The 11,974-nt window shown below is 67.4% G+C and carries 9 protein-coding genes and 1 pseudogene; 5 read left to right on the plus strand and 5 right to left on the minus strand.

The annotated features are described in order from the left end of the window. Positions 1–82: 82 nt before the first annotated feature. Positions 83–940, plus strand: coding sequence for an LLM class F420-dependent oxidoreductase (locus G6N07_RS17775; RefSeq protein WP_085188776.1), 858 nt, complete (start codon positions 83–85; stop codon positions 938–940). 60 nt (positions 941–1,000) lie between these two features. Here the strand turns inward: G6N07_RS17775 and G6N07_RS17780 are convergent, their stop codons facing one another. The 3 genes from G6N07_RS17780 to gltB all read right to left on the minus strand — a co-directional run bounded on the left by G6N07_RS17780 (position 1,001) and on the right by gltB (position 7,415). Then, positions 1,001–1,150, minus strand: a complete 150-nt coding sequence (locus tag G6N07_RS17780; protein ID WP_163784017.1) for a hypothetical protein — start codon at positions 1,148–1,150, stop codon at positions 1,001–1,003. A gap of 153 nt (positions 1,151–1,303) precedes the next feature. Further along, the gene (locus tag G6N07_RS17785; RefSeq protein WP_085188683.1) at positions 1,304–2,773 is read right to left on the minus strand and encodes a glutamate synthase subunit beta; all 1,470 of its coding nucleotides are present in this window, start codon (positions 2,771–2,773) and stop codon (positions 1,304–1,306) included. Further along, entirely contained in the window at positions 2,766–7,415 is a 4,650-nt protein-coding gene (gene gltB / locus G6N07_RS17790; RefSeq protein WP_085188681.1) for a glutamate synthase large subunit, read from the minus strand. The genes G6N07_RS17785 and gltB overlap by 8 nt, the downstream gene beginning before the upstream one ends. Positions 7,416–8,159: 744 nt before the next feature. Between gltB and G6N07_RS17795 the strand changes: the two genes are divergently transcribed. Genes G6N07_RS17795 through G6N07_RS17805 form a run of 3 tightly spaced genes read left to right on the plus strand, consistent with a single transcriptional unit; the run spans position 8,160 to position 9,306 of the window. Then, a complete protein-coding gene (locus tag G6N07_RS17795; RefSeq protein WP_372507565.1) occupies positions 8,160–8,507 on the plus strand; it encodes a DUF732 domain-containing protein in 348 nt (115 codons plus the stop codon). 38 nt (positions 8,508–8,545) lie between these two features. After that, entirely contained in the window at positions 8,546–9,019 is a 474-nt protein-coding gene (locus G6N07_RS17800; RefSeq protein WP_085188679.1) for a DUF5078 domain-containing protein, read from the plus strand. An 11-nt stretch (positions 9,020–9,030) separates the two neighbouring features. Next, positions 9,031–9,306: a hypothetical protein gene (locus G6N07_RS17805; RefSeq protein ID WP_372507564.1), complete on the plus strand. Its 276-nt coding sequence runs from the start codon at positions 9,031–9,033 to the stop codon at positions 9,304–9,306. 71 nt (positions 9,307–9,377) lie between these two features. On the opposite strand, the gene dps is transcribed toward G6N07_RS17805, so the two are convergent. Together dps and G6N07_RS17815 are read right to left on the minus strand one after the other, a co-directional pair. Continuing rightward, positions 9,378–9,917 (minus strand): DNA starvation/stationary phase protection protein Dps, encoded by a 540-nt coding sequence (gene dps, locus G6N07_RS17810; RefSeq protein ID WP_085188677.1) that lies wholly within the window; start codon positions 9,915–9,917, stop codon positions 9,378–9,380. Positions 9,918–10,005: 88 nt separating this feature from the next. Further along, positions 10,006–10,929 (minus strand): DNA-3-methyladenine glycosylase family protein, encoded by a 924-nt coding sequence (locus tag G6N07_RS17815; RefSeq protein WP_085188770.1) that lies wholly within the window; start codon positions 10,927–10,929, stop codon positions 10,006–10,008. Positions 10,930–11,180: 251 nt separating this feature from the next. Between G6N07_RS17815 and G6N07_RS17820 the strand changes: the two are divergent. Beyond that, positions 11,181–11,971 (plus strand): annotated as a pseudogene (locus tag G6N07_RS17820) (polyprenyl synthetase family protein); the annotation flags it as partial. Between the last annotated feature and the right edge of the window lie 3 nt (positions 11,972–11,974).

The raw sequence follows: 11,974 nt of genomic DNA on the forward strand, positions 1-11,974 counted from the left end.
GGTCGGTCGTGCGCATACGGGCTTCCCCGGGCAGGGAAACTCATCGCACGACCATAAGGAATCCGGACTACCGTAGGTGGACGTGCGATTCGCCTTCAAGACCTCACCGCAGAACACCAGCTGGGCCCAGATGCTGCCGATCTGGCAGGCCGCCGACGACATCGACGTCTACGAGTCGGGCTGGACGTTCGACCACTTCTATCCAATCTTCTCCGATTCGACCGGCCCATGCCTGGAGGGTTGGGTAACGCTGACCGCGCTGGCGCAGGCCACCAAGCGATTGCGCGTCGGTGTGCTCGTCACCGGCATCCACTACCGCCACCCCGCGGTCCTGGCCAATATGGCGTCGGCGCTGGACATCATCTCGAACGGCCGGCTCGAACTCGGTATCGGCGCGGGCTGGAACGAGGAGGAGTCCGGCGCCTACGGAATCGAGCTCGGATCGGTCAAGGAACGGTTCGACCGCTTCGAGGAGGCGTGCGAGGTGCTGACCGGCCTGCTCTCCCAGAAGACGACGAGCTTCGACGGCAAGTACTACCAGCTGAAAGACGCGCGTAACGAGCCGAAGGGCCCACAGCAGCCGCATCCCCCGATCTGCATCGGGGGAAGCGGCGAGAGGCGGACGCTGCGGATCACCGCACGCTGGGCGCAGCATTGGAACTTCGTCGGCGGGCCGCCGGAGGAGTTCGCCCGCAAGCGGGACGTGCTGGCCTCGCACTGCGCCGACATCGGACGGGATCCGAAGGAGCTGATGATCTCGGCGCACGTCCGCCTTGGCCAGGACCGGGACTACGCGAAGGTGATCGACGAGGCGGCCGCCCTCGGCGCCGAGGGCCTTGATCTGGCGATCGTGTACCTGCCGCCGCCCCACGACACAGCGGTGCTCGAACCCCTCGCCGAGGCGATCAGGGACTCCGGGCTGACGGTCACGAATGCATAAGGATCCGGCAAAATCCCGGGCGACACGGGTTGACCGCCTGATGGCGAGGCCACCGCTTAGCTAGACGCCGTAGCGGACCAGTTCGTCGGCGGTGATGAGCCGTTCCTGCTTGGCGGGGAATTCACGGCTCCTGACGGGATGACGGAACAATGACCAGGCGATTCGACCCACCCGCGACCGGGAGATCGGGTTGATGTACACGGTGATCACTCCTGCGACAACTCACTTGCTGACCGTGGGCCACCTTATCGCAAAACCCACATCAAGTCATTAGAGTTCGCCTGCCCGGCAAACGTCATGAGGCGCGCCGACATGGTCGCGACGAGTTCCCGGCGTGACTGCCATGACTCGGTGCGGTTCGGGCTAGCGCTGGGGGACGGCCGTCGGCTTGATCGGGGCCGGCAGCGCGCTCTTGCCCATCAGGTACCGGTCGACTCCCGCGGCGGCGGCCCTCCCCTCGGCGATCGCCCACACGATCAGCGACTGCCCGCGGCCCATGTCGCCGGCCACGAACACACCGGGCACCGACGTCGCGAAGTCGTCGTCGCGCGCCACGTTGCCGCGGTCGGTCAGCTCCACCTTGAGATCGGTCAACAGGCCCTGCTTCTCGGGCCCGACGAACCCCATGGCGAGCAGCACCAGGTCAGCCTCCAACTCGAAGTCCGAGCCCTCGACCTTCTCGAACCCGCCGGCCTTCATCTCGACCTCGTGCACCTTCAGCGACTTGACGTGGCCGTTCCCATCACCGCAGAACTCCTCGGTGTTGACCGAGTACACCCGCTCGCCGCCCTCTTCGTGTGCCGACGTCACACGGAACATCAGCGGATAGGTGGGCCACGGCGTGCTGTCGGCCCGCGTCTCCGGCGGTCGCGGCATGATCTCGAACTGGTGCACGCTCACCGCACCCTGCCGGTGTGAGGTGCCAAGGCAGTCGGCGCCGGTGTCGCCGCCACCGATGATGACGACCTTCTTGCCTTTCGCGGTGAGCGGCGGCTGACCGTCCTCGTCGGTCACCGGATCGCCCAGCTGGACCCGGTTGGCCCACGGCAGGAACTCCATCGCCTGGTGGATGCCGTCCAGCTCGCGGCCGGGGACCGGCAGGTCGCGCCACGCCGTTGCGCCACCGGCCAGCACCACCGCGTCGAACTCCGAACGTAGCTGCGCGTCGCTGATGTCCACGCCGACGTCGACGCCGGTGCGGAACTGGGTGCCTTCGGCCTCCATCTGTTCCAGCCGGCGGTCGATGTGTCGCTTCTCCATCTTGAACTCGGGGATGCCGTAGCGCAGCAGCCCGCCGATGCGGTCGGCGCGCTCGAACACAGTCACGGTGTGACCGGCGCGCGTCAGCTGCTGGGCGGCGGCCAGGCCGGCCGGGCCAGAACCGACGACGGCGACCTTCTTGCCGGTCAGCCGGTCGGGCGGCAACGGAACCACCCAGCCCTGGTCAAAGGCGTTGTCGATGATCTCGACTTCGACCTGCTTGATGGTGACCGCGTCCTGGTTGATGCCGAGCACGCACGACGCCTCACACGGCGCCGGACACAGCCGCCCGGTGAACTCCGGGAAGTTGTTGGTCGCGTGCAGGCGCTCGATCGCGTCGTGCCACCGGTCCTTGAAGACCAGGTCGTTCCACTCGGGAATCAAGTTCCCGAGTGGACAACCGTTGTGGCAAAACGGGATCCCGCAGTCCATGCAGCGGGCGGCCTGGATCTGCAGTCTCTCGTGGGAGAAGTCCTCGTAGACCTCATTCCAGTCGCGCAGACGCAGCGGCACCGGCCGGCGCGGCGGGAGTTCACGATGGGTGTGCTTGAGAAAACCCCGCGGATCAGCCACTTGCGGCCGCCATGATCGCCTCGTTCTTGTCCGCGCCGGTGCGGTCCGCCTCGGCGATTGCGGCCAGCACGCGCTTGAAGTCGCGCGGCATGACCTTGACGAAATGCTTCAACTCTTCTTCCCAGTTGTTCAGAACCCGTTGCGCTACCGCGGAATCTGTGGCGTCGACGTGGGCCTGCAGCATCCCGTGCAGCCACGCCACATCGTCGGCGTCCTCCACCCCGATGTCTTCGGGCTCCACCATCTCGGCGTTGAGGTTGTCCGGCAGCACACCGGCGGGGTCGTAGACGTAGGCCGTCCCGCCGGACATGCCGGCCGCGAAGTTTCGCCCGGTGGGCCCCAGGATGACAACCTTGCCGCCGGTCATGTACTCGCAGCCGTGGTCGCCCACACCCTCGACGACGGCGACGGCGCCGGAGTTGCGGACTGCGAAGCGTTCCCCGACCTGCCCGCGCAGGAACATCTCACCGCTCGTCGCCCCGAACAGCACGACGTTGCCGGCGATGATGTTGTCCTCCGCGACGTAGTCGGCGGGGGCGTTGTCGGCCGGGCGCACCACCACCCGGCCGCCCGAAAGCCCCTTGCCCACGTAGTCGTTGGCATCGCCGTAGACCCGCAGCGTGATGCCCTTGGGGACGAACGCGCCGAAGCTGTTGCCCGCCGAACCGTCGAACGTGATGTCGATGGTGCCATCCGGAAGGCCCTGCCCGCCGTAGGCCTTGGTCACCTCGTGGCCGAGCATGGTGCCGACCGTGCGGTTGACATTGGCGATGGTGGTCGCGAACTTGACCGGTGTTCCGGAATCCAGCGCCTCCCGGCACATCACGATCAATTGCTGGTCGAGCGCCTTGTCGAGGCCGTGATCCTGACGCGAACTGCAGTACAGATCCTGGTTCATGAACGCCGACTCCGGCTCGTGCAGCACCGGCGACAGGTCGAGCTTGTGGGCCTTCCAGTGCTCGGCCGCCTCGGTCGTGTCCAACACGCCGACCTGACCGACCATCTCGTTGACCGTGCGGAACCCCAACTGCGCCATGGTCTCGCGCACCTCCTCGGCGATGAACATGAAGAAGTTCTCGACGAACTCGGGTTTGCCGTTGAACCGCTCCCGTAGCACCGGGTTCTGGGTGGCCACGCCGACGGGGCAGGTGTCGAGGTGGCACACCCGCATCATGATGCAGCCGGAGACCACCAGCGGCGCGGTCGCGAAGCCGAACTCCTCGGCGCCGAGCAACGCGGCGACGACCACGTCGCGGCCGGTCTTGAGCTGACCGTCGACCTGCACCACGATGCGGTCGCGGAGTCCGTTGAGCAGCAGCGTCTGCTGCGTCTCGGCCAGGCCCAGCTCCCAGGGCGCGCCGGCGTGCTTCATCGACGTCAGCGGAGTCGCACCGGTGCCGCCGTCGTGGCCGGAGATAAGCACCACGTCCGCGTGTGCCTTGGAGACGCCGGCCGCGACCGTTCCAACGCCGTTCTCACTCACCAGCTTCACGTGCACGCGGGCCTGCGGGTTGGCGTTCTTGAGGTCGTGGATCAGCTGTGCGAGGTCCTCGATCGAGTAGATATCGTGGTGCGGCGGCGGCGAGATCAGGCCGACACCCGGTGTGGAGTGCCGGACCTCGGCGACCCAGGGATACACCTTGTGTCCCGGTAGTTGACCGCCCTCACCGGGTTTGGCGCCCTGGGCCATCTTGATCTGAATGTCGGTGCAGTTGCTCAGGTAGTGGCTGGTGACACCGAAGCGCCCCGACGCCACCTGCTTGATCGCACTGCGCCGCCAGTCGCCGTTCTCGTCGCGGTCGAAGCGGGACACGGCCTCGCCGCCCTCCCCCGAGTTCGACCGGCCGCCCAGGCGGTTCATCGCGATCGCGAGCGTCTCGTGTGCCTCGGCGGAGATCGACCCGTAGCTCATCGCACCGGTGGAAAAGCGTTTGACGATCTCGCTGGCCGGTTCCACCTCGTCGATCGGAATGGGCCGACGCACATCGTCTTTGAACTTCAGCAGGCCGCGCAGCGAGGCCATCCGCTCGGACTGGTCGTCGATGAGCTTGGTGTACTCCTTGAAGATCGAGTACTGCCCGGTGCGGGTCGAGTGCTGCAGTTTGAACACCGTGTCGGGGTTGAAGAGGTGGTACTCCCCTTCGCGCCGCCACTGGTACTCGCCGCCGACCTCGAGTTCGCGGTGCGCCCGCTCGTCGGGTCGGTCGAGGTAGGCCAGCGCGTGCCGGGCGGCGACCTCGTCGGCGATGTCGTCGAGGTCGATGCCGCCGACCGGGCAGCTCAATCCGGTGAAGTACTCGTCGAGCACCTTCTGGTCGATGCCGATCGCCTGGAACAGCTGCGCGCCGGTGTAGGAAGCGAGTGTCGAGATGCCCATCTTGGACATCACCTTGAGCACGCCCTTGCCCGCGGCCTTGACGTAGTTGGCCTTGGCCTGGTCGCTGCTGATGCCGGTGATGACGCCGCGGTCGACCATGTCCTCGATCGACTCGAACGCCATGTAGGGGTTGATGGCCGCTGCGCCGAAACCGCACAGCGCCGCCATGTGGTGCACCTCGCGGGCGTCGCCGGCCTCGACGACGAGCCCTACCTGGGTGCGGGTGCGCTCCCGGACCAGGTGGTGATGCACCGCCGACACGCTCAGCAGCGATGGGATCGGCGCCATCTGGTCGTCGGATTCGCGGTCGGAGAGCACGATGATGCGCGCCCCGTCGCGGATCGCCGCCGACACCTTGGCCCGGACGTTGTCGAGCGCCTCGCGCAGACCCTGCCCACCCCGGTTCACCGGGTACAGACAGCGGATCACCGCAGCGCGCATCCCGTGCTTGTGTCCACGGATCTCGTGGTCCGGGTCGACGCAGATCAGTTTCGACAGCTCGGCGTTGCGCAGGATCGGCTGCGGCAGCACGATCTGGCGGCACGATTCGGCATTGGGGTTGAGCAGATCACCCTCCGGGCCGATGACGCCCTGCAGGCTGGTCACCACCTCCTCGCGGATGGCGTCCAGCGGCGGGTTGGTCACCTGGGCGAAGAGCTGCTGGAAGTAGTCGAACAGCATGCGCGGCCGCTGCGAGAGCACGGCGACCGGCGTGTCGGTGCCCATCGATCCGATCGGCTCGGCGCCGGTGCGTGCCATCGGCGCGACGAGCAGGTTGAGCTCTTCGTAGGTGTAGCCGAACGCCTGCTGGCGCAGCACCACCCGGTGGTGCGGCATCCGGACGTAGTCACCCGGCGGCAGCTCCTCGAGCTGGAACAGACCGGCCTCGAGCCACTCGCCGTACGGCTGTTCGGCGGCCAGTTCGGCCTTGATTTCCTCGTCGGAGACGATGCGGCCCTGCGCGGTGTCGACCAGGAACATCCGGCCGGGCTGCAGGCGCATCTTCTGCACGACGGTCGACGGGTCGAGGTCGAGCACGCCTGCCTCCGACGCCATCACGACGAGGCCGTCCGCGGTGACCCAGATTCGCGACGGACGCAGGCCGTTGCGGTCGAGCACGGCGCCGATCACGGTGCCGTCGGTGAAGCACACCGCCGCCGGGCCGTCCCACGGTTCCATGAGCGAGGCGTGGTAGCGGTAGAAGTCCCGGCGTGCCGCGTCCATCGACTCCTGGTGCTCCCACGCCTCGGGGATCATCATCAGCACGGCGTGCGGCAGGCTGCGGCCACCGAGGTGCAGCAGTTCGAGAACCTCGTCGAAGCGGGCGGTGTCCGAGGCGCCCGGCGTACAGACGGGGATGATCTTGTCGAGGCCCGCCCGGGTGCCGAACACGTCGGTCTTGATCAGCGCCTCGCGTGCCCTCATCCAGTTCTCGTTACCGGTGACGGTGTTGATCTCACCGTTGTGCGCGACCCGACGGAAGGGATGCGCCAGCGGCCACGACGGGAAGGTGTTGGTCGAGAAGCGGGAGTGCACGATGCCCAGCGCGCTGGTCAGCCGCTCGTCCTGCAGGTCGAGGTAAAACGCCCGCAGCTGCGGGGTGGTCAGCATGCCCTTGTAGACGAATGTCTGACCAGACAGGCTCGGGAAGTAAACCGTCTCCCGGCCCGGACCGTCCTGGCCCGGACCCTTGGTGCCCAGCTCGTGCTTTGCGCGCTTACGCACCACGTAGGCGCGGCGCTCGAGCTCCATGTCTTGCGCGCCCAGTATCTTCCCGTCGCTCCGCTCGCCCAGCATCTTTCCGTCGCTCCGCTCGCCCAGGCCCAGGAAGACCTGGCGGAACGTCGGCATCGCGTCGCGGGCCAGTGCGCCGAGCGACGAATCGTCGGTCGGCACATCGCGCCAGCCGAGCACCGTCAGCCCCTCGGCCTCGGCGATCTTCTCCACCTGCTCACAGGCGGTCGCGGCGTCCTTGGACGACTGCGGCAGGAACGCGATACCGGTGGCGTAGCTGCCCGGGTCGGGCAGGTCGAAGTCCACGACCGCACGGAAGAAGTCGTCGGGAACCTGCAGCAGGATGCCCGCCCCGTCGCCGGTGTTCGGTTCGGCGCCCTGGGCACCGCGGTGCTCGAGGTTGAGCAGGGCCGTGATGGCCTTGTCGACGATGTCGCGGCTGCGGCGCCCGTGCATGTCGGCCACCATCGCCACGCCACACGAGTCGTGCTCGTACGCGGGGTTGTACAGCCCGCTGGGCACTGGTCCCACTGGATCCCACCTGACCCTTACTCTCGAACCTCGGCGAAGCTTCAGCTGGCTGCCGTCTGCGACGGCGTGAGCCGACGAGGCGGAGGCGGTCCTCTGTGCAGCATTGAACAGCGGCCATTTTCCACTCGCCACAAGTGAAGAAAACGATAATTCAAACCCTGGCTGACATGCCAACTTAGTCAGACCTAACCGACCTCGCCCGCCGCGTTGCCGACGTGCCGTGCGACATCCGTCGACGGCATCGAATCGCCTGTGACACAGTTGTTTTGGTGGGCATCCCGCCGGGAGGCGTCTGAAACCACATCCTGCCCAGCGATCGCCATTCCGTTCGAATAGTTTGCTGGACACCTATTTCTATAGCGTTTTGCTGGCCTTGTTGAGCGTAGGGCGTTTGCAGAAAGCCTAGTCAGATTCTTAGACAACGCTGGCGCGGGGCCTGAGCGGGCGCCGCGACACGTCATTCCGGCTGGTTGCCGGCTGATAGTTCTGGCACGCAATCGATCTCGACCATGCCACGCCGATACCCCGGCGGATGTGAGCCAAGCGGGCCTCACGCATGCTGAGCGCGATGTCACACCCGCTCAACACCCCTTGGACCGGTCCGGCATCGAGTCCTTCGAGGGCACCGGCGGCCATCGCACCGCCACCGGGCCCGATCCAGAGATGCGGTAGCGCGCACCCCGCCGCCGACGGCAACAGCGGGTGGCCGTGACAAGCAGAATTAGGCAGGCTAACATCCTCGCCATGAAGCTCGCCATGAAGAGAGCGGTCCTGGCGGTTGCATTCGCCGGCCTGACGCTCGCCACGCCGGCCGTCGCGCACGCCGACGTCGACACCGATTTCTCGAATTCACTTCAGACCATCGGCGTCTACGGGCAGAAGGACTACAACGCCTGGATCGCCAAGATCGCCTGTGAACGGATCGATCGCGGTGTCGACCGCGACGCCTTCGCGTCGGCGACGTTCGTCGGGCGCCAGCTACCCAAGGGCAGCACCACCGAACAGGCGTGGAAGTTCCTGGGCCTGGCGTACCCTGCGTATTGCCCGGTCCACCAGGCGCTGCTTCAGATGGCTGCGGAGAAGCCCGCATGAGCGTCCGTGCGCAATCGACCCACAAGCGAGGGAGTGGCATGGCCAGCCGTCTGAACGTGCTGTGGACGGGGGCGGTCAGCGCCGCCATGGCGATGGGCGTGCTGGCGGCCCCGGCGGTCGCCTCTGCCGACGCCACCGACGACTATCCGATCCCGAACCGGATCATGCGGACCACCTGCACGGTCGACCAGTACATGGCCGCGGCGCGCGACACCTCGCCGGTCTACTACGAGCGGTACATGATCGACTACAACAACCGGCCGTTCGACGTCCAGCAGGGCGCCCGTAACCGGATCTACTGGTTCTTCTCCCTGGATTACCCCGCCCGCCGGCAGTACTCGGAGAACACCGCCACCAACGTCTTCTACGAGCAGATGGCCACGCGCTGGGGTAACTGGGCCAAGCTCTTCTTCAACAACAAGGGTGTCGTCGCCCACGCCACCGACGTCTGCATGAACTACCCGCCGTCCGACCCCTCAGTGTGGAATTGGGGCCACAACCAACGGCGTTGAGGAAACCTCTGATGACCATGAAAACGACTTTGTCTGCCGTCGCGGTTGCCGCCACGCTCAGCGCGGCCGCCCTCGGCCTGGGCGCAGCAACCTCCATCGCGCAACCTCCTCCCCCGCCGCCGCCGGCTCAGGGTGAGCCGGTGCCCGCGTGGGCACCGCGCAAGCCGGCCGAGTTCTGGCACGGACAACCCGTCGTGTGGACTTCTGCCTGGGGTGGTCGCTGGGGCGTGTGGATCAACGGCGGCTTCATCGCACTGTCGAAGAACCCTGTGACCAACGGCGGCTGATCCGACACGAACAAGGCCCGGGTCGCGGACCTGGGCCTTGTTAACCCGGTGCCTTAACCCGGTGCGGCAGGCTAGCCCTTGGCAGCCTCGGCCGCACCCTTCTCGGTGGATTTGCCATCGTGCTTGAGCTCCCCGCCGGCGTTCTCCAGGTGGGCACGTACGAACCACTGGAACTTCTCCAGCTCGGCGGCATGCCCGATCAACATGTCGTTGGTGACCGGGTCGGGATCCTCGGTCTCCTCGATGTTCTTGCGGGTGTCCTCGATGATCCCGTCGTAAACCAGATCGAGTGCGGCCAGATGCGCCTGGACGGTGTCGCGCTCCAGTGAGTAGTCGTCCCACGTGCGGTCGTTGACGATCGCCCCGGGCGTGCCCTTCGGAGAGCCGCCCAAGGTCGCGATGCGCTCGGCCACCTCGTCGGCGTAGCCGCGTACCAGCTCGACCTGCGGATCGATCATCTCGTGGACACCGATGAAGTTGGGGCCGACGACGTTCCAGTGAATGTGCTTGAGCGTCAGGTGCAGATCGTTGTACCGGCTGAGCTGCTTCTGCAGGAGCTCGGCGACCTGCGCGCCTTCTTTGTCGGTCATCCCGGGAACGGTGTACGCCATGGAACATCTCCTTCGTGCGCGTGGTGATCAAGTCCTCGGGCCCCGACTACCCCTAGCCGTCGCAGCGTAATCAGCGCGCCGGTCCACGTCACAGTTCGGCAAGTCTCGGGATCGCCAGGCGAGCGCCGAAGCGCGGGTTTCGCGCCATCCCGCCGGCCAGCAGCAGCCGCACCGCGCGGTGACGGTGCGGGCGCATCGGCTCGAGCAACTCGAGCATCTCCGGGTCGTCGATCGGATGGCCGAGCAGGCTCCACCCGACCGTCTTCGCGAGGTGATAGTCGCCGACCGAAAGTGCGTCGGGGTCGCCCCACGCCCGCTGCGCGGTCTCCGCGGCGGTCCACTCCCCGACCCCGGGAAGCGACATCATCGCCGCACGCGCTTGCTCCGTCGGCTGGGCGGACAGCCGCTCGAGTGATTCGGCCCGTTGGGCGCACAACACCACCGTGCGCGCCCGGCGCGGGTCGACGTTGGCACGGTGGAACTCCCACGACGGGATGCGCCGCCACACCTGCGCACCGGGCGGTACCCGCAGGTGCGCCGGTGCGGGGCCGGGTGCGGGTGTGCCGAACTTCGTGACCAGCAGCCGCCAGGCGCGGAACGCGTCCATGCCGGTCACCCGCTGCTCGAGCACCGCGGGGATCAGCGCTTCGAGCACCCGGCTGGTACTGCCCAACCTCAGATCGCGCACCCGCCGGTGCGCCAGGGCGATCGTGGGCTCCTGCGGGGCGAACCCCGCGTCGTCATCGAAGGCGCCGAGCAGAGCGGGCGCGCCGTCGAGGAACTCGGCCGCCCCGGGACCCCACGCATCGACGTCGACGGCATCCGCCGCGGACCGGGTGATCCGGGCGGTCACCGGACCGGTCGGCGGCAGGCTCGTCCGCCACATCGAACCGTCTGCGGCGACGTGGAAGCAGGGGTCGCCGCGGCCGCGCCGCAATGGCATGAGGGTCAGCTCCGGGCTGACCGGCCCACTGAACACCACGTTGCGACGAAGGGCCTGGTCAGCCTGCACTGCGGCCTCCCACGGACGAGTGAAGTGATGACGCAATCGTGACATCGGATCCAGACTGGTTTCCACGATCAGGGGTACGGACACCCCGAACCCTAGTGTGGTGATCGCAGCAGGGTGACGAGGAAGGCTTCGGGTGGGTGGTGTCGACGATCGGCTGCTCGCCGCAGCGCTGCGTCCGGTTCCGACCGGCTCACCGCGGACTCATCCGGCACCTGGCGCGAGGACGGGCGCCGCGCGGTGATCGACGCGGTGACGGAGTTCGTGGCCGATCGCTGCGCCGGGGCCGTCCGGCGGCCCATGCGCGGTTCGCCGAGTGGCACCGGGACAACGGGCTCAAGGGGTCCGCGGAGCGGTTCGGCGCCTCGGCGGCGGTGTGCTCGGTGACCTCTGCCTGGTGTGGGCGGGACAGATGATGCGCGAGAGCGGTGTTGGCGGGTCAGCGCTGGGGCGGGCCTGGCCGCGCTACGACGCGATGTGCGCGAAACTCGCCGTGGGCCAGTTCGCCGATTTGGTCAATGATGCGGGCGGACGGCCGACACTGGAGGACGTGCTCGACGTCGCACGCCGCACATCGGGGAACTACACGGTGCGCCGCCCCCTGGAGATCGGCGGTGCGCTGGCGGGTTGTCCCGAGCCGACGCTGCGGTTGCTCGGCTGCTACGGCGCGGCGGTCGGCGAGGCGTTTCAGCTGCGCGACGACCTGCTCGGCATCTTCGGCACCCCGACGGTGACCGGCAAACCCGCCGGCGGCGACCTCTCGGAACACAAGGCGACCAGCGTGGTCGTCGTGGCGCACCGACTGGCCGAACCGGCGGTGCGCACTCAGCTCACCGAGCTGATGTCGCGATCCCATCTGCACGCCGGTGACATCGCCCGCTGGCGGAACCTGAGCGCCGCCACCGCCGCAGTGCAGTGGATCGAGCAGTTGATCGACCGGCGCCTGTCCCAAGCGCTGGAGCGCATCCACACCAGCCCACTCGACGACACCGTGCGAACCGCCCTGGTCAACATGGCGGCGGTTTGCACTCAACGAGCAGCGTGATCC

The sequence above is a fragment of the Mycolicibacterium doricum genome (genome assembly GCF_010728155.1).
Classification (GTDB): Bacteria; Actinomycetota; Actinomycetes; order Mycobacteriales; family Mycobacteriaceae; genus Mycobacterium; species Mycobacterium doricum.